This is a genomic window from Kiloniella sp., assembly GCF_048270245.1.
Classification (GTDB): Bacteria; Pseudomonadota; Alphaproteobacteria; order Kiloniellales; family Kiloniellaceae; genus Kiloniella.
On the sequence record NZ_JBLWTH010000001.1, the window covers coordinates 901,183 to 925,024 of the forward strand.

General features: G+C 46.5%; 25 protein-coding genes and 1 other RNA gene. 19 read left to right on the forward strand and 7 right to left on the reverse strand.

The window, feature by feature from the left end; genetic code table 11:
* Positions 1-59 precede the first annotated feature (59 nt).
* The 6 genes from ACN0W5_RS04275 to tkt all read right to left on the reverse strand — a co-directional run bounded on the left by ACN0W5_RS04275 (position 60) and on the right by tkt (position 6,570).
* Positions 60-860 carry an inositol monophosphatase family protein gene (locus ACN0W5_RS04275; protein ID WP_299373596.1) on the reverse strand — a complete coding sequence of 267 codons (801 nt, stop codon included), beginning with the start codon at positions 858-860 and terminating at the stop codon, positions 60-62.
* A gap of 86 nt (positions 861-946) precedes the next feature.
* A complete protein-coding gene (gene efp, locus ACN0W5_RS04280) occupies positions 947-1,513 on the reverse strand; it encodes an elongation factor P (RefSeq protein WP_047762249.1) in 567 nt (188 codons plus the stop codon).
* An 86-nt stretch (positions 1,514-1,599) separates the two neighbouring features.
* Positions 1,600-2,253: a thiamine phosphate synthase gene (locus ACN0W5_RS04285; RefSeq protein WP_417452976.1), complete on the reverse strand. Its 654-nt coding sequence runs from the start codon at positions 2,251-2,253 to the stop codon at positions 1,600-1,602.
* 160 nt (positions 2,254-2,413) lie between these two features.
* A complete protein-coding gene (gap, locus tag ACN0W5_RS04290; RefSeq protein WP_299373583.1) occupies positions 2,414-3,424 on the reverse strand; it encodes a type I glyceraldehyde-3-phosphate dehydrogenase in 1,011 nt (336 codons plus the stop codon).
* Between the two features lie 102 nt (positions 3,425-3,526).
* Complete coding sequence (locus ACN0W5_RS04295) at positions 3,527-4,525, reverse strand: class I fructose-bisphosphate aldolase (protein WP_417452977.1); 999 nt, start codon at positions 4,523-4,525, stop codon at positions 3,527-3,529.
* Between the two features lie 29 nt (positions 4,526-4,554).
* Entirely contained in the window at positions 4,555-6,570 is a 2,016-nt protein-coding gene (gene tkt / locus ACN0W5_RS04300; RefSeq protein WP_417452978.1) for a transketolase, read from the reverse strand.
* A gap of 291 nt (positions 6,571-6,861) precedes the next feature.
* Between tkt and ACN0W5_RS04305 the strand changes: the two genes are divergently transcribed.
* The 8 genes from ACN0W5_RS04305 to ACN0W5_RS04340 all read left to right on the forward strand — a co-directional run bounded on the left by ACN0W5_RS04305 (position 6,862) and on the right by ACN0W5_RS04340 (position 14,685).
* Positions 6,862-7,086 carry a hypothetical protein gene (locus ACN0W5_RS04305; protein ID WP_417428445.1) on the forward strand — a complete coding sequence of 75 codons (225 nt, stop codon included), beginning with the start codon at positions 6,862-6,864 and terminating at the stop codon, positions 7,084-7,086.
* 4 nt (positions 7,087-7,090) lie between these two features.
* Complete coding sequence (locus tag ACN0W5_RS04310) at positions 7,091-7,432, forward strand: cell division protein ZapA (RefSeq protein ID WP_299377465.1); 342 nt, start codon at positions 7,091-7,093, stop codon at positions 7,430-7,432.
* Between the two features lie 9 nt (positions 7,433-7,441).
* Positions 7,442-7,598, forward strand: a non-coding RNA gene (gene ssrS / locus ACN0W5_RS04315) — 6S RNA.
* A gap of 61 nt (positions 7,599-7,659) precedes the next feature.
* Entirely contained in the window at positions 7,660-8,250 is a 591-nt protein-coding gene (locus tag ACN0W5_RS04320) for a 5-formyltetrahydrofolate cyclo-ligase (protein WP_417452979.1), read from the forward strand.
* 159 nt (positions 8,251-8,409) lie between these two features.
* Complete coding sequence (locus tag ACN0W5_RS04325) at positions 8,410-9,231, forward strand: TIGR00282 family metallophosphoesterase (RefSeq protein WP_417452980.1); 822 nt, start codon at positions 8,410-8,412, stop codon at positions 9,229-9,231.
* A 186-nt stretch (positions 9,232-9,417) separates the two neighbouring features.
* Positions 9,418-10,062 carry a TetR/AcrR family transcriptional regulator gene (locus tag ACN0W5_RS04330; RefSeq protein WP_417452981.1) on the forward strand — a complete coding sequence of 215 codons (645 nt, stop codon included), beginning with the start codon at positions 9,418-9,420 and terminating at the stop codon, positions 10,060-10,062.
* Positions 10,063-10,155: 93 nt separating this feature from the next.
* Positions 10,156-11,343, forward strand: a complete 1,188-nt coding sequence (locus tag ACN0W5_RS04335) for an efflux RND transporter periplasmic adaptor subunit (RefSeq protein WP_417452982.1) — start codon at positions 10,156-10,158, stop codon at positions 11,341-11,343.
* A 150-nt stretch (positions 11,344-11,493) separates the two neighbouring features.
* A complete protein-coding gene (locus ACN0W5_RS04340; protein WP_417453120.1) occupies positions 11,494-14,685 on the forward strand; it encodes an efflux RND transporter permease subunit in 3,192 nt (1,063 codons plus the stop codon).
* 367 nt (positions 14,686-15,052) lie between these two features.
* Here the strand turns inward: ACN0W5_RS04340 and ACN0W5_RS04345 are convergent, their stop codons facing one another.
* Entirely contained in the window at positions 15,053-15,346 is a 294-nt protein-coding gene (locus tag ACN0W5_RS04345) for a hypothetical protein (RefSeq protein ID WP_417452983.1), read from the reverse strand.
* A 250-nt stretch (positions 15,347-15,596) separates the two neighbouring features.
* Between ACN0W5_RS04345 and ACN0W5_RS04350 the strand changes: the two genes are divergently transcribed.
* The 11 genes from ACN0W5_RS04350 to pal all read left to right on the forward strand — a co-directional run bounded on the left by ACN0W5_RS04350 (position 15,597) and on the right by pal (position 23,783).
* The gene (locus ACN0W5_RS04350) at positions 15,597-16,349 is read left to right on the forward strand and encodes a YebC/PmpR family DNA-binding transcriptional regulator (RefSeq protein WP_085904112.1); all 753 of its coding nucleotides are present in this window, start codon (positions 15,597-15,599) and stop codon (positions 16,347-16,349) included.
* 28 nt (positions 16,350-16,377) lie between these two features.
* Entirely contained in the window at positions 16,378-16,965 is a 588-nt protein-coding gene (gene ruvC / locus ACN0W5_RS04355) for a crossover junction endodeoxyribonuclease RuvC (protein ID WP_417452984.1), read from the forward strand.
* Positions 16,962-17,588 (forward strand): Holliday junction branch migration protein RuvA, encoded by a 627-nt coding sequence (gene ruvA, locus ACN0W5_RS04360; RefSeq protein ID WP_299380857.1) that lies wholly within the window; start codon positions 16,962-16,964, stop codon positions 17,586-17,588. The genes ruvC and ruvA overlap by 4 nt, the downstream gene beginning before the upstream one ends.
* Positions 17,585-18,673 carry a Holliday junction branch migration DNA helicase RuvB gene (gene ruvB, locus ACN0W5_RS04365; RefSeq protein ID WP_417452985.1) on the forward strand — a complete coding sequence of 363 codons (1,089 nt, stop codon included), beginning with the start codon at positions 17,585-17,587 and terminating at the stop codon, positions 18,671-18,673. Before ruvA ends, ruvB begins: the two co-directional genes overlap by 4 nt.
* A gap of 12 nt (positions 18,674-18,685) precedes the next feature.
* Positions 18,686-19,132 (forward strand): tol-pal system-associated acyl-CoA thioesterase, encoded by a 447-nt coding sequence (gene ybgC / locus ACN0W5_RS04370; protein ID WP_299380859.1) that lies wholly within the window; start codon positions 18,686-18,688, stop codon positions 19,130-19,132.
* 58 nt (positions 19,133-19,190) lie between these two features.
* A complete protein-coding gene (tolQ, locus tag ACN0W5_RS04375) occupies positions 19,191-19,961 on the forward strand; it encodes a protein TolQ (protein WP_417452986.1) in 771 nt (256 codons plus the stop codon).
* Between the two features lies 1 nt (position 19,962).
* Positions 19,963-20,418: a protein TolR gene (tolR, locus tag ACN0W5_RS04380; protein WP_417452987.1), complete on the forward strand. Its 456-nt coding sequence runs from the start codon at positions 19,963-19,965 to the stop codon at positions 20,416-20,418.
* Positions 20,419-20,429: 11 nt separating this feature from the next.
* Complete coding sequence (locus ACN0W5_RS04385) at positions 20,430-21,365, forward strand: hypothetical protein (RefSeq protein WP_417452988.1); 936 nt, start codon at positions 20,430-20,432, stop codon at positions 21,363-21,365.
* 170 nt (positions 21,366-21,535) lie between these two features.
* The gene (locus ACN0W5_RS04390; RefSeq protein WP_299377020.1) at positions 21,536-21,742 is read left to right on the forward strand and encodes a hypothetical protein; all 207 of its coding nucleotides are present in this window, start codon (positions 21,536-21,538) and stop codon (positions 21,740-21,742) included.
* A 17-nt stretch (positions 21,743-21,759) separates the two neighbouring features.
* Positions 21,760-23,097: a Tol-Pal system beta propeller repeat protein TolB gene (gene tolB, locus ACN0W5_RS04395; protein ID WP_417453121.1), complete on the forward strand. Its 1,338-nt coding sequence runs from the start codon at positions 21,760-21,762 to the stop codon at positions 23,095-23,097.
* Positions 23,098-23,261: 164 nt separating this feature from the next.
* A complete protein-coding gene (pal, locus tag ACN0W5_RS04400) occupies positions 23,262-23,783 on the forward strand; it encodes a peptidoglycan-associated lipoprotein Pal (RefSeq protein ID WP_299380864.1) in 522 nt (173 codons plus the stop codon).
* The last annotated feature ends 59 nt before the right edge of the window (positions 23,784-23,842 follow it).

Consider the following 23,842-nt stretch of genomic DNA (forward strand, 5'->3'; position numbering starts at 1 on the left):
CTCATGGATGATGAGCCTTTGTAAAATAGTCAAAATGGTAATTTAGAGAGCGCGGAAAGCTAGTATTTACCGGACTCTTTGAACAATTTCACCATCTTAGGGTGCAAATCAATATTCGCACAAAGAATACTCTCGCTTTTTAGCTTGAAAGCCCGGCCATCGATTTCTGTAACCGACCCGCCAGCTTCTTTTACAAGAAGTAAGCCGGCAGCAACATCCCAAGCTGAAAGATCTCTTTCCCAGAATGCATCGTAGCGTCCGGCTGCGACATAAGCGAGATCAAGGGCTGCTGCCCCCCATCTGCGAACCCCTGCAGTTTGTGCCATTACAGCATTGATTTCACGCAGGAATGGACCTCTGTCACCACGCCCAAGGAAAGGAGTTCCAGTCGCAATGATCGTGCTATCCAGACTTACACGACCAGAAACCCGCAGACGGCGGTCATTCAAATAAGCGCCATTACCTTTTTCAGCCGTGTACATTTCATCTTTGATCGGATCATAAACAACAGCGGCAACGATTTCGTCACGAACTTCAAGAGCAATAGAAATGGCAAAGTGAGGCAAACCGTGTAGAAAGTTTGTTGTGCCATCGAGGGGATCAATAATCCATCTCTCGTCCTTGCTCTCGCCTTTTTCTACGCCGGCTTCTTCTGTAAGAAAGCCGAATTCAGGGCGCGCTCTTTTCAGCTCTTCCTTGAGAATTTTCTCAGCTTTAAGGTCTGCTGTTGAAACGAAGTCAGCAGGTCCTTTTTTGGAAACCTGTAGGTTTTCTACCTCACCAAAATCGCGTTTCAGGCTACGGGCGGCTTTTTCAGCGGCGCGGATCATAACCGTAATACGGGGGGAGCGATATACCATCGAAATTACTTTCCGTGTCAGAAGGCCATACTTTAAGGGGCCGTGTTTTAAGAGGGGCCTGATTAAGCCCCTCTGTGATAAACGATTTAGTCTTTGGCTCGTTCCACATAACTGCCATCAGCAGTGTTAACAACAATGCGTGTGCCAGCTGCGATGTGTGGGGGAACCAAGATACGGGCGCCATTATCCAGAACACCAGGCTTGTAAGAAGAAGACGCTGTCTGTCCTTTGACAACGGCGTCTGCTTCGACAACTTCACAGATTACGGTGTCAGGCAAAACGACAGAAATTGGCTCTTCTTCGTATAACTCAATAGAAACTGTCATTCCATCTTGGAGGAAGATAACAGGTTCACCAACCATGTCTTCGTGCAAAGCAATTTGCTCGTAACTTTCATTGTTCATGAAGGTAAGCATGTCATCTTCGCGGAAAAGAAACTGATATTCGATTTGATCCAAGCGGACACGATCAACATCTTCACTTGCGCGAAAGCGTTCGTTCATTTTGGTACCATCGCGGATATCTTTTAGTTCCACTTGCAGGTACGCCCCACCTTTGCCCGGTTGCGTGTGTTGAGTTTTCATGGCACGCATCAGGCGGCCTTTGTGCTCAATAATATTGCCAGGGCGAATGGCATTACCGTTAATTTTCATGATCTGTGCCCGTCTTCAGTTGTCAAATAACATCAATTAGTGTGTGTACTTTTATGTCGCTGGGGAAACTATCAGGTCCTAAGCGTTCAGGCAATCGCCTCGTTTACTTCTATGATTGCCGTTGTCGAATTATCAGGATGGCTCCATACGGCAGTTTGTAGCGCGATGAAATCGGCCCCGGCTTCAGCATGTGCTTTAGCGATTTCAATTGTGATGTCATCCATGGATACACAAGGGGGCGTCATCATCGTTTGCCACCATGTGAGAAGTTCCAGACCTTTGGGGCCGCCTTCTTCAAATTCACGAACGTCAGGATCTTCAATTTCCGGCAAGGGGCGCCTATTGTTAAAGGCAACGTAATCGGCCCCAGCCTCGCCAACTAGGATTGCATCGTGTCGAGATATACCGCAGTCAACACCAACAATATAATCTGTTCCAAGATACTCGCGTGCTTCTTTATAGCTACCTGCATCGTTTAGATGCACACCATCACACCCAAACGCTTTGGCGGTTTGGTAATCATCTTCTATGAGAAAGGCGATATCACGTTCTTGCGTTATGGGCTGAAGGGTTTCAACAGCTTTCTTCAATGTTTCTGCGTTGTTAGCTGTCCCACTAAGCAAAACACAAGAAATCCCGCCTCCGTCCAAGGCCTGAATATATGTGGCTTTAAACTGTTCGACGTCCTTGTCACCAGACAACAGGTCGGTGGGTGTTAGGAGATAAATTTCTGAATTCATACCTTCTCATACCTAAGCGGGTGGTTGCTGGCAATGGATAGAAAAGAATAGCTCATATCACAAAAGCGAATAGGTCATACCAGAAAAGAACGAATGAAAGAGCCAGAAAAGAAAATGGGGTTCAAAAGAACCCCATTCAAATCAAAGAATTATATTCTTGTTACAGGTGTTTTCCCATAGCAACGGCTGTATCCAACATACGAAGGCTGAAGCCCCACTCGTTGTCATACCAAGCCAGAACGCGCACAAAGTTACCCCCGATAATCTGGGTTTGCGTGGTATCAAAAACTGATGATGAGGGATTGTGATTGAAGTCACAGGAAACCAACGGTAGGGCATTAATGCCAAGAACACCTTTAAGGTATCCTTTGGAAGCATCAATCATAGCGTTGTTGATTTCTTCAACAGTGGTATCTCGTTCCGCTGTGAAAGTCAGATCAATACAGCTGACATTGGCGGTTGGAACGCGGATTGCGTTTCCTTCCAGCTTGCCTTCAAGTTCAGGAAGAACCTCACCGATTGCCCGGGCTGCCCCTGTTGATGTCGGGATCATTGAAACGGCCGCAGCACGTGCACGACGCAAATCTTTATGCTTTGAATCAACCGTTGTTTGATCGCCTGTGTAGGCGTGCGTGGTTGTCATAAAGCCGTTCTTGATACCGATTTGATTTTGGAGAACGTCAACAACCGGGGCAAGACAGTTTGTTGTACAGGACGCGTTAGATACAATTTTGTGGTCAGCGTTAAGTTGCTTGTGATTAACACCGTACACGACAGTCAGATCACAGCCTTTTTTAGCAGGAGCAGAAATCAAAACTTTTTTTGCACCACCAACCATGTGAAGGGACGAGCCCTCTACATTGTTAAAGGCACCAGTGCATTCCAGAACGATATCTACGCCATAATCGCTCCACGGCAATTTAGCCGGGTCGCGGTCATGCAGCATTCTGATTTTTTTGCCGTTGATAATGATGTTTTCATCATCCGCTTCGACCTCGGCATTGAGGGTGCCGTGAACGGAATCAAATTTAAGCATATGGGCGTGGATAGCGGGATCGCCAGATGCGTTAATAGCAACGATTTCGATGTCGTCACGATTGGTTTCAATTGCTCCACGAAGTGTGAGGCGACCAATGCGACCAAAACCATTGATTCCAACTTTGACTGTCATGATTTGGAACCTATTTTCTTTATTTAGTTACACGTATTCGAGGCTTTTGCCTCTTAGTACAACACCCCAACCTTTCGGATGGGGTGTTCATTTGATTGAAGATTAATTCAGAGCGCCTGTCGACGCCCTGCTGTTATCCTCGGCTCTTTTCAAAAATGCCTGTTGCATAGCATCGGCATTTTCTTTTTTACCAGCCCAAGTTTTGAGGGGGGCTGCTTGTAGGGCACGACCATAGGAAAAACTAAGCTTCCATGGTAGATTACTACCGATCTTGTTCATGGCATTGAGATGGTTTGTTGCCAAATCATCACTTTGACCACCAGAAAGGAAAACAATGCCCGGAACAGCAGCAGGCACACAGCGCAAGAGGGTTGCGACAGTGCGTTCAGCAACTTCGTCAACAGAATTCTGTTCGGGACAATCCTGCCCAGCAATCACCATGTTTGGCTTTAGAAGAATACCTTCTAGTTCTACTTCCTGATTTGCCAATTCAGCAAAAACGGAACGTAGTACTTCTTCGCTAATGGCCTGACAGACATTGATGTCGTGATCACCGTCCATCAGAATTTCAGGTTCAACGATTGGAACCAAGCCAGCTTCTTGTGCAAGCGCAGCGTAGCGTGCCAAGGCGTGTGCATTGGCGCTAACCGCTGCAAAGCTGGGGGTTTCTTCAGTGATTTTATAAACACCACGCCACTTGGTGAATTTGGCGCCAAGTTTTGCATACTCTTTCAAGCGATCCCTAAGACCATCAAGGCCTTCGGTGATCGTTTCAGTGTCATGCCCGGCAAGTGGTTTGGCCCCAAGATCAACTTTAATGCCGGGAATGATCCCTTGATCTTGAAGGACTTTACTAAGGGGCGTGCCATCAGCTGCATTCTGACGCAGGGTTTCATCATAAAGAATGACGCCGCTGATAAAATCATTCCCACCTTTTGCTCTGAACAAAAGCTCGCGGTAATCGCGACGAGAGTCTTCGGTTGATTCTACGCTTATAGAATCAAACCGTTTCTTTATGGTGCCCGTGCTCTCATCAGCGGCAAGAATGCCCTTGCCGCTGGTTACAAGAGCTTGCGCAATATCTGCAAGTGATTCAGTCATATCTAAAATCCTTTAACAGATCCCGAGCTTTATAGACGAGCTTTAACTGCGTCTACGATTGCTTCAGGTGTGATTTTAAACTTCTTGTAGAGTTGATCAATCGGGGCCGAAGCACCGAAATCGGTCATCCCGACAAATGCGCCCTGTGATCCAATCCACTCGTGCCATCCAAATGGAAGAGCGGCTTCAACGGCAACGGTTAGTGTGCCAGGGGAGAGGACTTCATCACGGTAATGCTGTGGCTGCTGCTTGAACAGTTCCCAGCATGGCATGGAAACAACGGCTGTACCAATGCCCATTTCTTCAAGAAGTTTCTGACCTGCAATTGCAATCTCCACTTCTGATCCGGTTGCCAATAGTGTGACCTGGCGATCAAGCACAGAAGGATTAAGGATATAAGCACCGTAACTGGAATAGTTTACAGATATATCCTTGCGCTGTGCAGGAAGACCTTGGCGTGTCAAAGTGATCACAGAGGGAGCCTCTTCGCTTTCAAGCGCCAGTTCCCAACATTCGGCAGCTTCAATCGCATCTGCTGGACGGAAGACATTGAGGTTCGGGATCGCACGAAGAGAGGCAATGTGCTCGACAGGTTGGTGTGTCGGGCCATCTTCACCCAAGCCGATAGAATCATGCGTCATGACATAGATAACGCGTTGTTTCATCAGAGCAGAAAGACGAATAGACGGACGGCAATAGTCTGTGAAGACTAGGAATGTTCCACCGTAAGGAATAAAACCGCCGTGAAGAGCAAGGCCGTTCATCGCAGCTGCCATACCGTGTTCACGTACACCGTAATAAATGTAGCTACCACCGTAGTTGTCTGCACTTACAGGGCCCTGAACACCGGATTTGGTGTTGTTGGAACCTGTGAGGTCAGCAGAACCACCAATCATTTGCGGGATTAGCGCTGTAAGCTCTTCTAATGCGTTTTGAGAAGACTGACGGGTTGCCAGTTTTGGTGCTTCTTCGCTGACTTTGGTTTTGTATGCCCGGAAAGTTTCTTTCCAACCATCGGGTAGTTTGCCTGCCATCTGGTCTTCGAAAAGCTTGCGTTTGTCAGCTGGGATTTTTGCGAGTTCTGCGTCCCAAGCTGCAGAGAATTCTGCACCGCGTTTACCCGCTGATCTCCATGCCTTGAGAATGTTCTCAGGAATTTCGAACGGGGCGTGTGGCCAGCCAATTTTTTCTCTTGTGCCAGCGATCTCATCGTCGCCGAGGGGCGCGCCGTGGGTTTTCGATGTTCCCGCTTTTGTCGGGGCACCAAAACCAATGACTGTTTTACAGGCAATCAAAGAAGGTTTGTCACTGTTACGGGCAGCTTCTATTGCCGCTGCAATTGCTTCTGGATCGTGACCGTCGATTGCAACCGCATCCCAGCCACAGGCTTCAAAGCGTTTGATCTGATTATCAGAAACGGACATGTCCGTTGAGCCATCAATGGTGATGCCGTTGTCATCAAAAAGAACAATCAGCTTGTTCAGCTTCAGGTGACCGGCCATTGAAATAGCTTCGTGGCTGATGCCTTCCATAAGGCAGCCATCACCGGCAATTGCATAGGTGTGATGATCAACAATTTCGTCGCCATAACGGGCGTTCATCATGCGCTCGCCCAAGGCCATGCCGACAGCTGTCGCAATTCCCTGACCAAGTGGGCCTGTGGTTGTTTCAATGCCCGGAGCATGACCAAATTCAGGGTGACCAGCTGTGATGCTGTCTAACTGTCGGAAGTTTTTAATCTGATCCATTGTCATGTCTGGATAACCAGTCAGGTGAAGCAAGGAATAGATCAGCATTGATCCATGACCAGCAGACAAAACAAAACGGTCGCGGTCTGCCCAGTCAGGGCGTAATGGATCAAATTTAAGAAAACGGCTGTAAAGTACGGTAGCTACATCAGCCATGCCCATTGGCATTCCTGGATGTCCAGAGTTCGCGCGTTGAACGGCATCCATGGAAAGAGCACGAATGGCATTTGCCATATCAGTGTGGTTGCTACCTGGCGCGGCGTCCGCAGCAGATACGGGAAGGCGCAGTGCAGTCATATTCAAGGTCCCCAGTTGGGTTCAGATTATCCTGTCTGGAATGTTTAAGACAGGGGTCCATTAACGGCGGCAAAATGCCCCTTTGCACCGCCAAGGTCAACAGTGATCTGAGGAATGGCTGTTAAGTTCGGGAAAATGACCCTATAAAGGACACAATGAAAAGACTTGTAAGCCAGGCGGTTGACCTATGTAAGATGGGCATCTTATTCTGGTTAATCTTTATATTACCCTGTAATTGAACTGGGTTACTGAATCTGGGGATAAAATTTCAGCAAATGGCTGTTTCTTGATATGACGAGATTATTAAAAGCTCTGGAGCGTCTTGCTCTGGCAGTGGATACAATTGAGAAAAACTTTGAGGCCACATCAAACGAATCCGATGGGACACTTCAAGAGATGCAAAAAAATCTCGATCAGAGTCTGAAAGAGAATGCTGATCTTAAAACCACAAAACAAGAAGTTGGTGATCGTCTTGATAAAGTGATCGGGCAACTCTCGGCCTCACTGGAGAAGTAAGAACATGGCGCAAGTAACACTGACCGTGAACGGACGCCGCTATTCAGTTGGTTGTCAGGATGGACAAGAAGATCATCTTTTGGGCTTGGCCAAATATATCAATCAAAAGATTGACGAACTTAAAGGGTCAATGGGGCAGGTAAGTGAAACCCATTTAATGCTTATGGCAAGTTTGCTTCTTGCAGACGAGTTACATGAAGCCTATATCCAAATTGATGATGGTAAATCCGGAAACGGCAAAAAAGATGCTGCTGCTGACGAGGTTGAAGCAGAGAAAGTCGCAAGTGCGCTGGAAAGTTGTGCGGACCGTCTGGAATCTATTGCCGCCCGATTGGAAAATCAGTAAAAGATCTCACTGGTGCTGCGGGGTGCGTTAGGCTGGTAAAATCCCTGGGGCCAATAATCTTCTTTAGGGAGCTGTCCCTGTCAAGATCGTGGTCTTGGCATATGGCGCCCACCTGCTTATGCAGGCCGCAAGAGGACTTTGAGCCGACGGCTACCGCGGCACCACGTTTTCCTCTCTGGTTTATTCAGCCCTGGTCAGGGTAAATAGCGACGAATTTGGAGGGGATGATGAATACATCGAATATAGATGAGATAGATCAACGTAAAAAGTTACTCCGTAAAGAAGCCAAGACGAATCGTGCTGAAGCTTACAAGCACAATCCAAATGCGGCTGATCAGCTATGCAGACGCCTGTTTGAAACGATTTCATTGCCTGCTCATTCAGTTGTTTCCGCCTATTGGCCTTTGGGGGATGAACTTGACCCCATGCCATTATTACAAGCCTTACATCATAAAGACTTCACCCCGGTGCTTCCTGTTATGTTGGGTGCTAATAAGCCCTTGGTTTTCAGAAGCTGGGCGCCAGGCGATACGCTTGATGATGCTGGTTTTGGGACAAAAGAACCGAGTGCCGACAAGGACGAATTGGAGCCTGATGTGCTTTTTGTTCCTCTTCTGGCCTTTGATCGTGCTGGATATCGGCTTGGCTATGGTGGCGGGTTTTATGACCGGACGCTGGATAAGTTGCGGGCTAAAAAATCAGTCATTGCGATTGGTATAGCCTATGCTGGGCAGGAAATGCCCGCAGTTATTCGTGGACCTTATGATCAACCTTTGGATTATATTGTGACTGAGCAGGAAGTTATCGAACTTTCCTGATCGCTCAGACCTAAATTCTCTATTTCGGTAGTTTAAAGATTATCGGGATCAGGGGTGATTGGGTAAATTCTTTGCCAAGCTCTTCCTCACGGGGTAGTACACGCGTTGTATTGAAAGAAGGTGTTTTTCCTCAATAACCCGTAAATTAAAGAGACTGTTATGAGATTATTGTTCTGTGGTGATGTTGTCGGGCGCTCTGGTCGAGATGCAATTGTTGCGCATTTGCCAGGACTTCGCCGGGATCTGAAACTGGATTTCGTTATTGTGAACGGCGAAAATGCAGCATCGGGTTTTGGGATCACAGAAAAAATCTGTAAGCAGTTTTTGGATCACGGTGCTGATGTTGTTTCTGGTGGTAATCATAGCTGGGATCAGCGAGATTGCATGGTTTACATCAACAAGGAAAATCGACTGTTGCGTCCTTTGAATTATCCAGAAGGCGCGCCTGGGCGTGGAGCTGCACTCTATGAGGCGCCCGGTGGGCGTAAGATCATGGTGATGAATGCCATGGGGCGAGTGTTTATGGACCCGCTGGATGATCCCTTTGCAGCGATTTCCAAAATACTGGATCGCTATAAAATGGGGCAGCAGGGACTTTCTGCGGTTGTGGTTGATTTTCACGGAGAAGCAACCAGTGAAAAAATGGCCATGGGACACTTTTTGGATGGCAAAGTCAGTCTTGTTGTTGGAACGCATACCCACGTGCCAACCGCTGATCATACAGTGTTGCCAAATGGCACAGCCTATCAAAGTGATGTTGGTATGACCGGGGATTATGATTCAGTTATCGGCATGAAAAAAGAAGTTCCCGTCGCGCGCTTTACCAAAAAATTGCCGACAGAACGGATGAGCCCGGCAGTTGGAGAAGCAACTTTGTGTGCATTGTATGTAGAAACAGATGATGCCACAGGGCTAGCTACTCGTGTAGAGCCTGTGCGTGTTGGTGGACGCTTGTCTCAAACTATTCCACAGGTTGATTAAGACATAGACTGAATTTTTCGTCTTTGACTATATGACTTCTTTTCTCTTTTTTTTATGTGGTTGGTATTCTGACATTCCTGTCATAAGCCTCTAATTATGAGAATTTTGGCAAAAAAAAGAATAGTGCCCTTGACCATTCAGTCAAGGGCATTATTTGTATGGTGAATTATATGATGGAATGTCTAGATGACAACAAACAACACCAAGGAAAGGTTGCTAGAAATCGCAACAGAAATGATATGGCGTAATAGTTATTGTTCTGTAAGTGTTGATGATATCTGTAAGGCAGCCGGCGTTCATAAGGGGAGTTTTTACCATTATTTCAAAAGTAAGGCTGATTTAGCATTTTCTTGTATGGACAGAAAATCTAATGAAGCTGTTGGCATGATGGACAGAGTTTTTTCTCCTCGGAAGCATCCAATTCAACGGATTTTTGATCTTGGCGAAGAGGTTTTGTTTCATCAACGTGAAATCCAAAAGCGTTTTGGTCAAGTTTGTGGTTGTCCTTTCATGACTCTTGCTTCCGAAATGGTGGGGCATGATACAGAAGGGCTTTATACTAAGTCTGATCAAGTGTCGCGGATGTTAGAAACCTATTATATCTGCCTGGTGCGGGATTTGATAGCACAAGGCTATCTGTCTGATAACATTGATGCTGTTAGTCGTGGTGAAGAGACTTATCGCTATGTCGTCGGTATGGTTATGGTCGCAAGAATACAAAACTCTCTTGAAGCTGTGGAGCGTGATCTGATTACCGGATTAATTCGTATTGTAGGACTCCGGGATGAGGACGTTGAGAGCTTTCTTCAAGGAAAGAAGCTTACAGCTTAAGAGAAGTGGTCTCTGGTGAAAAAATCTGGAATTCAATTTTATATTTTGACTTGAAATTTGACCGATCGGTCAAGTGATTAAGAGAGATACGTGATGTCGTTATCAAGTAATAAAAGAAAGCTTTTTGTGGCGGCAAGTTTTATTGCTGCTCTAGGGGCTGTGGGTATTGGTATTTATTCCGAAGGTCAGGCAGTTGAAACGACCGATAATAACGTCGTTACACAGGGGGCTCCGGCAGCCCTACCTGTGACAGCGATTCGTGCCAAGGCCGTTCCTGTTCAAATTTGGTCAAAGTACTCTAGTCGACTGGAAGCTGTTGATTTTGCGGAAATTCGCCCACAGGTCAGTGGCACGATTACCGAGGTTTTGTTTGAGGACGGACAAGCTGTAGAAAAGGGGGATGTTCTGTTTGTGATTGATCCCAAGCCATATGAAGCTGCTGTTGCTCAGGCTAAGGCTGAATTAAGTTCAGCAAGAAATCAGGCATCCTTTGCAAGCAAGCAATTGAAACGGGCTCAGGGGTTGATCAATTCAGCAGCAATTTCTGAACGGTTGCTTGATCAACGTAAAAACGACGCTAGTGTTTCATATGCCTCGGTTAAAGTGGCTGAAGCACGCCTGATTCAGGCCGAGATTGACCTTGATCGTGCAAGTGTTAAAGCACCAATATCCGGATATGTTAGTCGAGCAGAGATCACACGAGGGAATCTCGTTGAGGCTGGCGGTAACGCACCAGTTTTGACTTTCATTGTGTCAAGTAACGGTATCTATGCTGCCTTTGATGTTGATGAGCAGACTTATCTGAACCATATCCGTACAGTTAAGACGCTTAATCAGGAAAAGGCTGACAAAATTCCTGTACGCTTAACGCTGGGGAGCGGTGGACAACTTTTTGAAGGTTTTGTTCATAGTTTTGACAATCGTATTGATGCCGCCTCTGGAACAATACGTGCGCGCGCTTATTTTGCAAACAAGAATGGGATGTTGTTGCCGGGGATGTTCGGTTCAGTCCAAATCGGTAGCGCTAAGGCTCAAAACCATATTCTGATCTCAGAAACGGCAATTGGTACCAATCAGGATCGTAAGTTTGTTTATATTGTTGATGCAGAGAACAAGGCGGCCTATCGCGAGGTACTTTTGGGGGAGCGGTTTGAGGGAAAGCGTATCGTCACCAAAGGTCTGAATAATGGCGATGTTGTCATTACGGAAGGTTTAATGCGTATCCGCCCAAGTATGCCCGTTGACCCTCAGTTTGCTGACAAGGTTGCTAGGGCAGATTAAGTCTAGAAATAAGGAGAAGAATATTCTTCTTTATTATTTCTTGTAAAATAACGAAACGAACAAATGCATATCCTTACTGCATAATCTGAGGGGTGTGCTTAAAGTTTCGTGCCGATTGCAGATACACTCTTTTTCCGCTTGGACAGTACCATGAATATTTCCGGTTTTTTTGTGAATAGACCTATTTTCGCGTCTGTTCTTTCGGTCCTTATTTTTATTGCTGGCGCGATTGCCATGCTGGTTCTACCTATTTCCGAATATCCGGAAGTTTCTCCGCCGTCAATCGTCGTAAGTGCCCAGTTTCCTGGAGCAAATCCTGCTATTATAGCGGAGACAGTTTCAACGCCACTAGAAGAGCAAATTAATGGTGTTGAGAACATGCTTTACATGAACTCTTTAGCGTCTTCAGACGGTGTCATGCAGTTACGTGTGACCTTTGCTATAGGAACAGATCCCGATCTGGCCCAGCAGCTTGTTCAAAATCGTGTGCAGCAGGCGTTGCCCCGTTTGCCAGAGGTCACGCGTGATCTTGGCGTGACGGTTACAAAATCATCTCCAGATCTGACTATGGTGGTTCATCTGCGTTCACCAAAAGGCAGCTATGACATGCTGTATCTGCGGAATTTTGGTACCTTGAGTGTGCGCGATGAACTTGCCAAAATTCAGGGGGCTGGGCAGGTGCTTTTGTTCGGTTCTGGTGATTACGCGATGCGTGTCTGGCTGAATCCTAACAGGATTGCAGAGTTGGATTTGACGGCTTCGGAAGTTGTAAGTGCAATCCGTGGGCAGAACCTTCAGGTCGCTGCTGGTGTGATTGGTGGGCCTCCTTATGACGATGGTGTTCAGATCCAGTCGCCTGTCAATGTAAGGGGACGTTTACAAAACAAGGAAGAGTTTGAGCAAATTATTATCAAGCGAGACGATAGTGGTACCATCACGCGCTTGTCGGATGTCGCACGTGTCGAACTCGATGCTCAAAACTATGCACTACGTTCTTTATTGAACAATGAACAGGCTGTTGCTTTGCCGATTTTCGCTTCTCCCGGTGCCAATGCATTAGATATTGCGAAAGATGTTCGGGATACAATGGAGCGTCTTAAGAAAACGTTCCCTGATGATGTCGATTATTCCATTGTTTATGATACGACGGTTTTTGTGAGTGATTCCATTGATGCGGTTATGAAAACCCTTCTTGAGGCAATTTTGTTAGTTGTGCTGGTAGTGATCATTTTCCTACAAACATGGCGAGCTTCAATCATTCCGTTGCTGGCAGTCCCGGTTTCAATCGTTGGTACCTTTGCATTCATGTATGCCTTTGGGTTTTCGATTAATGTACTATCGCTCTTTGGTCTTATTTTGGCTATTGGCATCGTTGTTGATGATGCGATTGTGGTCGTGGAGAATGTGGAGAGAAACGTTGCAAACGGAAAGAGCCCTAAGGACGCAACGATTCAAGCGATGAAAGAGGTTACGGGGCCAATTGTTGCTACTTCATTGGTTTTGGGTGCGGTATTTGTTCCGATTGCTTTTGTAAGTGGTTTGACGGGGCAATTTTATAAACAGTTTGCCTTGACTATTGCTATAGCGACTTTCATCTCGACAATTAATTCTCTGACATTGAGCCCGGCTTTATCTGCTTTGTTGCTCAAGCCAGCACACCAGCATAATGACTGGCTGACAAAGCTGTTCAATTTTCTTTTTGGCTGGTTTTTTAAGCTGTTTAATGTCGGTTTCGGCAAAAGTCAGAATGGCTATGTTAAGGCAGTTGGTCTTTTTACCACACGCAAGACCATTATGATGTTGATTTTTGGCGGGTTCGTTTATCTAACAGGGCATACCTTTACGTCTGTTCCAGAAGGTTTTGTCCCGGCACAAGATAAGGGGTATTTGATTAGTTTTGCGCAGTTGCCGCCCGGTGCGACACTCGAACGTACCGAAGAGGTTCTGCGCGAAATGGGAGACATTGCTCTTCAACAGGAGGGGGTCGCCAATGCTGTTCAGTTCCCCGGGCTTTCTGTAAATGGTTTTGTTAACAGTCCCGCCTCGGGTATTGTGTTTGTTACTCTGGATAATTTTTCAGAAAGAACGGCTCCGCATCTTAATGGTTTTGCAATCGCTGGTGCGTTGCAACAAAAGTTTAATTCTATAGAGCAAGCTTTCGTTGCAATTTTCCCGGCGCCACCAGTCAGAGGGTTGGGAAATACAGGAGGTTTTAAATTGCAGGTCCAGGATCGAAACGATCTTGGTTATGAAGCTCTTGATGATGCCGTTCAACAAGTACTTGGTAAGGCCTATGCTGATCCAGCTTTGACCCGTGTTTATACCAACTATAACATTAGTTATCCGCAACTTTTTGCCAATCTTGATCGTACCAAAGCGGAGCGTCTGGGAATCTCAGTCGAAGAGGTTTTTAGGACTATGCAAGTTTACCTTGGCTCTCGTTTTGTAAATGACTTCAACCAGTTCGGGCGAACTTACCAAGTAATTGCTCAGGCAGATAAGGAATTCCGCTCTGAACCCGATGATATACTTGCTTTGCAAAGCCGTAATCTGGATGGACAAATGATTCCTCTTGGGTCTGTGTTAGAGGTTGAAGAAACATTTGGTCCGGAGATCGCCTCGCGTTACAATGCCTATCGTTCGGCTGATATCAACGGGGATGCAGCACCTGGGTATTCATCTGGTCAGGCTCAGGACGCCATTGTCAAAATCTTGGATGAGACACTTCCGCCTGGTATTGATTATGAATGGACTGAGCTTACTTATCAGCAAATTTTGGCTGGCAACACAGCGGTCTTTATCTTTCCGCTCTGTTTATTACTTGTCTTCCTTGTTTTGGCGGCGCAATACGAAAGCCTAACTCTACCTCTGGCAGTGATTTTGATCGTGCCAATGGCAATTCTCTCTGCAATGCTGGGTATTAAATATACAGGAGGGGATAATAATATCTTTACGCAAATTTCACTCTTTGTTTTGGCGGGGCTTGCTTCTAAAAACGCGATTTTGATTGTCGAGTTTGCTCGTGAGTTAGAGCGCGAGGGGAGATCAATTGTTGAGGCTGCTGTTGAAGCATCTAGCCTGCGTCTGCGGCCTATTCTAATGACTTCTATTGCATTTATTATGGGTGTTCTTCCTTTGGTGGTGAGCCAGGGTGCAGGAGCAGAAATGCGTCAGACTATCGGTGTCGCCGTTTTTTATGGAATGATCGGTGTGACGGTCTTTGGACTAATTTTTACACCCGTTTTTTATGTCCTTCTTCGCAAATTAGAAGTTGGTTTAAAGAAGAAACACTATCAAGACGATGCTGTGTTAAAGCCATCAGATATCGACGGAGCAAAGTAATTCGTTAGTTGGGATTCTAAATAATGGACAACTAGGGGGGGCTATCATTTTTGTCAAACCTTGCAGAGAAGCGGTTACCCAGAAAGCTATCATGGAGTACTTTCTGGCTAGCAAAATTTGACCTCTTGTTGGAACCATATGTATGTAATACCAGCCAACTTTGTCGATTTGAGTAGAACCTAGAATTATGTTTTGGCTATTGGTATGATGAAAGAGAATCCAATAGTCCAACGTGAGGAGGGGCAACTTAGTCCGTGTTGTAATATAGAAAAAGATGATACAATAGGGCTCGTTATTCGTCTAGAAACTGTAAATGTCGGAGGACGCTGATCCCAAACTATTCCACTGGTTGATTAGCGCTCTTGAATTACGAGTGTTTAGCGATTTTTTTTGATAGAGCTTTAAAACGCTGAACCTCATCAATCATCATATTGGTTTGCTGAAGAGTGTCTTTGGCGATAGACGCTACTTTTGTAGCGGCTTCTAGAGGGCGATTTGGCAAGGGGCTTGCCGTTTCAATAAGCGTGTTTAAAGCGTCCAGATTTGAATAAAATGCGTAGTCCTCTGTCAGGTCAGCAGCTTGTTCAGCAAGTTTTGAAAATTCTTTTGCATCAAGTTGATTGTCCTCTGGGAAATCGAGGATGTGAAACTTCTCTGCCATGATGTGTACCCGATCCAGATATCACGTTCTTTAGTTAATGATAGCCTACTCTATGCACTTTAAATTAAACTTTAGTTAATGATTTTGGTTAAGCTTATCAAGTTTCAAGGGCACAATAGCGGATGATCATTTAGTGTTGGCGTGGCTGAAAAAAGAAAACAATTCTATTAGGGCTTCTTCTGGCAGCGAAATCCTGCTAGAAGGCAATTAAAAATACCGTTTAATAATACAAGAGCTAGGAATTCTGCTCATGGCAGGCCATTCACAATTTAAAAACATTATGCACCGTAAAGGTGCCCAAGATAAAAAACGTGCAAAAATCTTTGCGCGTCACACCCGCGAAATTATGGTTGCAGCCCGTTCTGGATTACCTGATCCAGAACAAAACTCGACCTTGCGTAATGCCATCATGGCTGCACGTGCTGCGAACATGCCAAAAGATAACATTGATCGCGCCGTTAAACGTGTTGCTGGTGGGGAAGATGTCGCGAACTACGAAGACGTTCGTTACGAGGGGTATGGTCCAGCTGGCGTCGCAGTGATTGTTGATGCGTCAACTGATAACCGCAACAGGACTGCATCGGAAGTTCGAACCGCCTTTTCCAAGCTTGGTGGTAACCTAGGGGAAACAGGCAGCGTCTCTTTCATGTTTGACCGTGTTGGTTCATTGACCTACCCCGCTTCTGTAGCTGATGCTGATGCAATGTTCGAAGCCGCTGTTGAGGCCGGCGCAGATAACGTTGAAAGCACTGATGATGATCACGAAATTATTTGTGATCCCGGTGATTTTGCGGATGTTCGCGATGCTTTGATTGAAAAATTTGGCCCGCCGACAGAGCTTGGTCTACAGTGGAAGCCACAGAATACTATCAGCTTGAACGAAGATCAGGCATCAACAATGTTGAAGTTGATTGATACGCTTGATGATAACGACGATGTTCAAAATGTGAGTGCGAATTTTGAAATCGACGACGAAATTATGGCTAAGCTTACCGCTGGTTAAGTTATAAAGGAGGCCGGGTCCAGAGATAATGCGGATCATTGGAATCGATCCCGGCCTTCGTTTTACCGGGTGGGGAATCATCGAATCAGAAGGTAGCAGGCTGCACCATATTGCAAATGGTGTTGTGAAAACGCTGTCGACGAACGATCTTCCCAAACGCCTTGTGGAAATCCACGACGGTATTCAAACTGTTCTTGCAGATTATCAGCCCGATGAAGCGGCTGTTGAGATTACCCTGGCGAACAAGAACCCAAGTTCAACGCTTAAGCTTGGTATGGCGCGTGGTATTGCCCTCATCACTCCGGCTTTGGTTGGTTTGCCTGTGGGTGAATACTTGCCAATGATTGTTAAAAAGTCAGTCGTTGGCACAGGTCACGCAACAAAAGATCAGGTGCAAATGATGGTTGAACGGCTGTTGCCGGGGTGTAAAATTACCTCTTCTGATGCTGCGGATGCCTTGGCGATTGCTATTTGTCATGCCCATAATGCTTCAACGGGTAGAAAATGGGCCCAAGGAACCGAAGATCCAATCAGTGCTGCTTTAAAAAAAGCAGGGATTGAAGATCCAAGAACTTTGAAGAAAACAGGCAAAACGTGGGGGAAGAAGTTTAGATGATCGGTAAGCTGACCGGAAAGGTTGATTCCACAGGGGATGACTGGGTTATGCTCGATGTTGGCGGTGTTGGCTACATTGTTTTTTGTTCCAGTCGTACGCTCTCTGTTCTGCCCGGCGAAGGTGAAGTAACAAGCTTGTTGATCGAAACCCATGTCAGAGAAGATCATATCCACTTGTTTGGGTTTGCGACAGCTGCTGAAAAAGAATGGTATCTCTTGCTTGGTACTGTTCAGGGGGTGGGTGCAAAGGTTGGTCTTGCAATCTTGTCGGCGATATCGCCCGATGAACTATCTGTTGCCATTGCTGCCCAGGACAAAACCACAATAACCCGAGCAAATGGTGTTGGACCCAAGCTAGCAATCCGCATCATGAACGAACTTAAAGACAAAATTGCCAAGCTGTCACTTGGAACGTCAGGCGAGATTGTTGATAGTTCGGCGGCAGAAGGTAAGCCTGCATCAACGCCGATGGCGATTTCAGAAGACGCAATTTCTGCCCTGGTCAATTTGGGGTACCGACGTTCAGAAGCGTACAGTGCGGTTGCAAAGATATCCAGCGAGAAAGGGGCTGATACGCCCCTTGAGGAACTTATTCGTGGTGGTCTTGCGGAGTTAATGCGGTGAACGACGATAGATTAGTATCCAATGAATTTTCCGAAGGGGATGGTGTAGAAAATTCTTTGCGTCCTCTGAGCCTCGGTGAATTTATTGGGCAGCGTCAATTACGTGAAAACCTGCATATTTTTATTGAGGCTGCAAAACAGCGTGGTGATGCGCTGGACCATGTTCTTTTCTTCGGTCCACCAGGTCTTGGAAAAACAACCTTGGCCCAAGTGGTTGCTCGTGAACTCGGCGTTGGCTTTCGGGCGACGTCAGGCCCCGTCATTGCGAAGGCTGGGGATCTCGCGGCTATTTTGACGAACTTGCAGCCACACGACGTACTTTTTATTGATGAAATCCATCGCTTGTCGCCCGTGGTTGAAGAGATCCTTTATCCGGCGATGGAGGATTTTAAGCTGGATTTGATTATTGGTGAGGGACCCGCCGCAAGGTCAGTACAAATTGACTTGCCGCCCTTTACGTTAATCGGGGCAACGACTCGTTCTGGATTGATTTCTACGCCTCTGCGCGAACGGTTTGGTATTCCGCTCAGGCTTCAATTTTATGAGCCAGAGGAATTACAACAGATTGTTTCCCGCGGGGCTAAAATTCTTGAAGCGCCGATGAGTGATGATGGCGCCTTTGAAATTGCACGCCGGGCAAGGGGAACGCCACGGGTATCTGGTCGATTGTTACGTAGGGTCAGGGATTTCGCTGCGGTTGCGGGCGTTGAGTTGATTGAAGCGGCTGATGCAGATGTGGCCCTCCGCCGTTTGGATGTTGACGAAAAAGGCCTTGATGCCATGGATCGCCGATACTTACGTGTTATCGCAGAGAATTATGGTGGCGGTCCTGTCGGTGCTGAAACTCTCGCAGCTGCTTTGTCTGAACAGCGAGACGTTATCGAAGACGTTATCGAACCGTATTTAATTCAGCAGGGCTTTTTACAGCGAACACCACGTGGACGTTTACTTAGTTCCACAGGGTATAAATACCTTGGTTTGAACGAGCCTGTTGAGATCAAGGCCCGTCGGTCATCACAAATGGATCTTCTATCCGGTGCAGGAGCGTCAGGAGATAGCCCAGACGATAATAGTGAAATCGGGTGATCAGGGACAGATATGAAACAAATTTGTGATCTTCCTCTAACTGGGGTGTTTGAAAAAGGCAGTCATTATTATCCCGTTCGTGTTTATTACGAAGACACGGATAATGCCAAAATTGTGTATCACGCCAATTACTTGAAGTTTGCAGAGCGAGCCCGAACAGAGATCTTGAGGCTCCTTGATTTTGAACAGACAGATCTAAGTAAGCGGTTTGGCCTTTTTTTTGCCGTAAAAGATTGCTTTCTTAAGTTCGCACAGCCAGCGTATCTTGACGATTTGTTGGTTGTTAAGTCCAGAATTACCCAAATGAAAGGCGCTAGCTTCTCATTTGAACAGATTATTTATCGGAACGATGTTCTATTAGTCCACTGTGATATCCGTATCGCTTGTGTGGACGAAAAGGGGGGACCCGCAAGGATCCCATCAGAAATAAGTCAAACTTTGAGTAAGTTCGGGGTGTAAGCCCGGGGTATAAGTTTGGGGAATGAGTTTAGGGTGCTAAAAGGAGCTGTCAAAGCCGATGGCAAATGAAGTTGTAGAAACAGTCGAGACAGTCGGTCTTGGTAGCAATGTCGTTGATTCCGTTGCATTGGGTGGGGCATCAGCCGTTCATGATCTTAGTGTGTGGGGATTATTTCTTCAAGCCGATCTGATTGTAAAAATCGTTATTTTTATCCTCATTATTGCCTCTATCTGGTCTTGGGCAATCATGATTGATAAAATTGTCAAACTGCGTAGCTTGCGTCGCCGGGCTGATCAGTTCGATGAAGCATTTTGGTCAGGCGGTTCGTTGGATGATCTTTATGATCGCATCGAAAAGCGCCCTTCTGATCCTGTTTCCAGTATTTTTATTTCTGCCATGCGTGAATGGCGGCGTGCCAGTAGTCGCGGTAATGCTAGCCGCAGCGATCATGCCCGCGTCAGTTTACAGCAGCGTATTGACCGTGTGATGGATATCAGCTTGAACAGGGAAATGGATATCTTGGAAAGAGGCATGGTGTTCCTTGCTTCTGTCGGATCTTCAGCGCCTTTTATCGGCCTTTTTGGAACGGTATGGGGTATCATGAATGCTTTCACCTCGATCGCAGCGTCAAAGAACACCAGCCTTGCTGTTGTTGCCCCCGGGATTGCAGAGGCTCTGTTTGCAACGGCACTTGGTCTTGTCGCGGCTATTCCAGCAGTTCTTGCCTATAACAAGCTATCCAGTGATATCGGGCGTTATGGCGCACGACTGGAAGTTTTTGCCGGCGAGTTCAGTGCGATTCTCTCTCGTCAGTTAGAGGAGCACTAGAATGGCAGCGCCGACGCTTGGTGGGGGGGCATCCAAAGGCAGCGGTCGTTGGAAGCGTTCCAGCCGCAAACCGATGAGTGATATCAACGTAACACCCTTTGTGGATGTTATGCTTGTGCTCCTGATTGTCTTTATGGTGACGGCGCCACTCTTGACCGTCGGGGTGCCTGTTGATTTGCCCAAAGCACAAGCCAAAACGTTGAATGCTTCCGAAGAACCGCTGGTTATTTCTGTAAACGCCACGGGTGAACTTTTTCTGCAAGAAACCAAAGTGACAGAAGAACAGTTGGTTCCACGCTTGAATGCAATCACTGAGAATAAACCGGATACGCGGGTTTATGTGCGGGGCGATAAAGCCATCGATTACGGGCGGGTCATGCAGGTCATGAGTCTTGTTAATAGTGCGGGTTATGACAGGGTCGCTTTGATTGCTGAATTACCCAAAGAACAGAAGTAGTCGCTAAGAATATGCGTACAGGCATTGCTGTTTCTTTATTAATGCACATGGCGTTGTTGGCGTTTGTAATTTTCGGATTACCACGCTTTAACAAGCCCTTTCTTGCTGAGCAGGTTGTGCCTGTGGAGTTTGTTGTTCTTGCCGAGCTTGATTTGGAAAAGCCGCCAGCCCCTGAACAGGACAACCCTGAACCCGAGCCGGAAGAGACTCCTGAGCCAGAGCCTAAACCGGAACCAGAACCTCAGCCAGAGCCCGCTCCTGAACCTGAACCACAGCCTGAACCTGTTCCAGAACCAGAGCCTGCGCCGGAGCCGGAGCCAATCCAGGAACCGGAACCTGTTCCCGAGCCTGAACCTTTGAAGGTTGAGGCGCCAGAGCCGGAGATTATCGAAAATATTGAGCCAGAGCCTGAAGAAGTAAAAAAGGCTTTGCCGCCAAAACCGAAATCGCGCCCAAAACCGCCTAAACGTCCGGAACCCAAACCGGAAGTCGTGCAGAAAGAGGAAGAACCGAAGCCAAAAGTCGATGCGCTTACGTCTATTTTGAAAAATGTGGATAAGTTGAAGTCAGCACCAAAGAAAACCACGACCAAGGGTAAGGCACCAACTAGGCCGACACGACAACGTGCTTCCGCTGCGCAGATCAATGATATTCAAAGATCTCTTCAGCAGCAGATGCGACAGTGCTGGCGGGTCGATGCCGGGGCCTTACAGGCTGAGGAAATGATCGTCGAGATCTCTGTGCAAATGCGCCAAGATGGGAGCGTTAGCGGTGTGCAAATTGTTGATCAGAACAGATTTAACAAAGACGCATATTTCAGAACTGCCGCTGAGAATGCTCGACGTGCTGTTATCAGCTGTGCGCCCTACAAGCTTCCAGTTGATCTCTACGGTGATTGGCAAACAGTGAACATGACATTTGATCCATCAAAGATGTTTGGGCAATGATTTCAAGGCTTCGTTCTAAAGGCGCCTTATATTGTTTTGTCTCGGTAATATGTTTGTATTCACAAAGTATAGCGGTTGCCGAGCCTTTTGCTTTTATAGAAACAGCGGGTAAATGCTGGAAAACAAATTTTAGCCCTAATTCTTCTTTAGATACTATTGTTGAATTATCAATGAAGTTATCTCGAGATGGTCATGTTGAAGAGGTTATCGTTGTTGATCGTGAGAGATTCGATCATGATGATGTCTTTAACAATGCATTGAACGAGCTTAGTAAAACACTTGTCGGGTGTGGTCCTTATAAATTTCCTAGTGATCTCTATGGTGACTGGAGAATGATTAATATTCGAATTGATCCATCAAAAATGTTCGATCAATGAACGGGAGAAGAACAGTGATGTTAATAAAGGCAACGCGCGGATTGCTGGTTGCAGCGGTCAGTGTGTTAGGAATTGCGATTGGTAGTGTGCCTGCGCAGGCTGAGATCAACGTAAATATTACCGAAGGTTTTGTTGAACCTTTACCCGTTGCTGTTGCGGACTTTAACGGCGGGCAGCCAGAAGCACAGCTGATCGGGCGGGATATTGCCGAGGTGATTTCTGCAAACCTTGAGCGTACAGGTTTGTTCAAACCTATCGATAATAAAGCCTTCATCCAAGACCAAAACTCTCTTCAGGTTGGGGTTCGTTTTGGGGATTGGCGTTTGATTAATGCCCAAGCACTGGTGACAGGCTCTGCCCAGGTCCAGGGCGATGGCAAGGTCCGTATTGAATTCCGCCTTTGGGATGTCTATGCCGAGAATATGATGACAGGCTTTTCTTATACCTCGACTCGTACGAACTGGAGACGGATTGCACATCAAATCTCTGATGCCATCTATAAGCGTCTAACAGGGGAACAAGGGTATTTTGACACCCGTGTTGTCTATGTCTCTGAAACAGGGCCACAGAATCGGCGTCAAAGACGTTTGGCAATTATGGATCAGGATGGATTCAATCATAAATTCCTGACAAACGGCAGGTTTGATGTTTTCACACCGCGTTTTTCTCCAACGTCACAAGAGATCACATATTTGTCATTCGAGGGGAATGTTCCAAAGGTAAAGCTGCTCGATCTACAAACCGGCCGTGAAGAAACCCTTGGAAACTTCAAGGGAATGAGTTTCGCACCGCGATTCTCTCCGGATGGAAACTCTGTGGTAATGAGTCTTGCTGATCGTGGGAATACAGAAATTTACACGATGGATCTACGGACCAGAAAGTTTTCGCGTCTGACAAATCACCCAGCTATTGATACATCGCCGTCTTATTCACCGGATGGATCTAAGGTTGTATTCAACTCTGATCGTGGTGGTAGTCAGCAACTTTATGTGATGGATATTAATGGTGGAAATGTTAAGAGAATCTCTTTTAACAAAGGACGTTACGCGACACCTGTGTGGTCCCCGCGCGGCGATTTGATTGCTTTTACACGCCTTTCCGGTAGAAAATTCTATATCGGCGTCATGAAGCCTGATGGATCAGGTGAACGTATGCTTGCGGAAGGTTACCATGCCGAGGGACCAACGTGGTCACCGAATGGTCGCGTTCTCTCTTATTACAAACAAGGCAAGTCCGATAGTCGTGGTAAGGTGAAAAGCAAAGTTTATACGGTTGATCTGTCCGGATATAACGAAAGAGAGGTCGTTACGCCTCTTGATGGAGTTGATCCGGCTTGGTCTCCACTATTGCAATAAGCTGTATGCTTGATAAATAACAGTTATATCGTTATAGTCGTGGACGTTTCCCGATTTAATCGGTGTAACTGGGGGTTTATTGAGTTTCTTCGTTGATTTGTTGTTTCAGACAGATCACCTAACAATTTTAGTATTCGGGTATTACTCGAGAGGGCGAAAAAATTATGCGCTTTAAGTTGCTCACAATGTTTGCAGCCGCACTGTTCCTAAGTGCTTGTGCCAGCAATTCTGATAACAATGCAGACGGATCAAACGATGGTTCATCTGCAACAACTGGTACAACTGACCAGTCCTCCTCTGTAAGTTCTTCATCCATTCAGGGGCCACAGCCTGGTTCTCTGGAACACCTCGTTGTAAACGTTGGTGATCGTGTTTTCTTTGGTTATGACCAAAGCGACCTTCAGGGCGAAGGTCAGAAAACTACTGAAGCACTTGCCGTTTGGATGAACAGCTATCCAGCTGTGACGCTGACTGTTGAAGGTCATGCTGATGAGCGTGGAACACGTGAATACAACTTGGCTCTTGGTGAGCGTCGTGCAAACTCTGTACGTGATTACCTTGTTGCTCTTGGTGTAAATCCGAATCGTGTTCAGGTCGTTAGCTTCGGTAAAGAACGTCCAGCTGTTCTCGGTTCTACCGAAGAAGCATGGTCTCAGAACCGTCGTGCAGTCTTCGTTGTAAACTAAGCGCATAGACTGATCTTATTAAAAATCCCGTTTGGTTGACGAAACCAAACGGGATTTTT

What these genes read in the sequence shown, in the direction of transcription:
- ACN0W5_RS04325 (WP_417452980.1), top strand. Translation starts at nt 8,410, where the DNA reads ATGAGATTATTGTTCTGTGGTGATGTTGTCGGGCGCTCTGGTCGAGAT.
- ACN0W5_RS04285 (WP_417452976.1), bottom strand. Translation starts at nt 2,253, where the DNA reads ATGAATTCAGAAATTTATCTCCTAACACCCACCGACCTGTTGTCTGGT.
- ACN0W5_RS04340 (WP_417453120.1), top strand. Translation starts at nt 11,494, where the DNA reads ATGAATATTTCCGGTTTTTTTGTGAATAGACCTATTTTCGCGTCTGTT.
- ACN0W5_RS04305 (WP_417428445.1), top strand. Translation starts at nt 6,862, where the DNA reads ATGACGAGATTATTAAAAGCTCTGGAGCGTCTTGCTCTGGCAGTGGAT.
- tolR (WP_417452987.1), top strand. Translation starts at nt 19,963, where the DNA reads ATGGCAGCGCCGACGCTTGGTGGGGGGGCATCCAAAGGCAGCGGTCGT.
- ACN0W5_RS04385 (WP_417452988.1), top strand. Translation starts at nt 20,430, where the DNA reads ATGCGTACAGGCATTGCTGTTTCTTTATTAATGCACATGGCGTTGTTG.
- efp (WP_047762249.1), bottom strand. Translation starts at nt 1,513, where the DNA reads ATGAAAATTAACGGTAATGCCATTCGCCCTGGCAATATTATTGAGCAC.
- pal (WP_299380864.1), top strand. Translation starts at nt 23,262, where the DNA reads ATGCGCTTTAAGTTGCTCACAATGTTTGCAGCCGCACTGTTCCTAAGT.
- ACN0W5_RS04310 (WP_299377465.1), top strand. Translation starts at nt 7,091, where the DNA reads ATGGCGCAAGTAACACTGACCGTGAACGGACGCCGCTATTCAGTTGGT.
- ACN0W5_RS04390 (WP_299377020.1), top strand. Translation starts at nt 21,536, where the DNA reads ATGAAGTTATCTCGAGATGGTCATGTTGAAGAGGTTATCGTTGTTGAT.
- ybgC (WP_299380859.1), top strand. Translation starts at nt 18,686, where the DNA reads ATGAAACAAATTTGTGATCTTCCTCTAACTGGGGTGTTTGAAAAAGGC.
- ruvC (WP_417452984.1), top strand. Translation starts at nt 16,378, where the DNA reads ATGCGGATCATTGGAATCGATCCCGGCCTTCGTTTTACCGGGTGGGGA.
- ruvA (WP_299380857.1), top strand. Translation starts at nt 16,962, where the DNA reads ATGATCGGTAAGCTGACCGGAAAGGTTGATTCCACAGGGGATGACTGG.
- ACN0W5_RS04275 (WP_299373596.1), bottom strand. Translation starts at nt 860, where the DNA reads ATGGTATATCGCTCCCCCCGTATTACGGTTATGATCCGCGCCGCTGAA.
- ACN0W5_RS04345 (WP_417452983.1), bottom strand. Translation starts at nt 15,346, where the DNA reads ATGGCAGAGAAGTTTCACATCCTCGATTTCCCAGAGGACAATCAACTT.
- tkt (WP_417452978.1), bottom strand. Translation starts at nt 6,570, where the DNA reads ATGACTGCACTGCGCCTTCCCGTATCTGCTGCGGACGCCGCGCCAGGT.
- ACN0W5_RS04350 (WP_085904112.1), top strand. Translation starts at nt 15,597, where the DNA reads ATGGCAGGCCATTCACAATTTAAAAACATTATGCACCGTAAAGGTGCC.
- ACN0W5_RS04335 (WP_417452982.1), top strand. Translation starts at nt 10,156, where the DNA reads ATGTCGTTATCAAGTAATAAAAGAAAGCTTTTTGTGGCGGCAAGTTTT.
- tolB (WP_417453121.1), top strand. Translation starts at nt 21,760, where the DNA reads ATGTTAATAAAGGCAACGCGCGGATTGCTGGTTGCAGCGGTCAGTGTG.
- ACN0W5_RS04330 (WP_417452981.1), top strand. Translation starts at nt 9,418, where the DNA reads ATGACAACAAACAACACCAAGGAAAGGTTGCTAGAAATCGCAACAGAA.
- ACN0W5_RS04295 (WP_417452977.1), bottom strand. Translation starts at nt 4,525, where the DNA reads ATGACTGAATCACTTGCAGATATTGCGCAAGCTCTTGTAACCAGCGGC.
- ACN0W5_RS04320 (WP_417452979.1), top strand. Translation starts at nt 7,660, where the DNA reads ATGAATACATCGAATATAGATGAGATAGATCAACGTAAAAAGTTACTC.
- tolQ (WP_417452986.1), top strand. Translation starts at nt 19,191, where the DNA reads ATGGCAAATGAAGTTGTAGAAACAGTCGAGACAGTCGGTCTTGGTAGC.
- gap (WP_299373583.1), bottom strand. Translation starts at nt 3,424, where the DNA reads ATGACAGTCAAAGTTGGAATCAATGGTTTTGGTCGCATTGGTCGCCTC.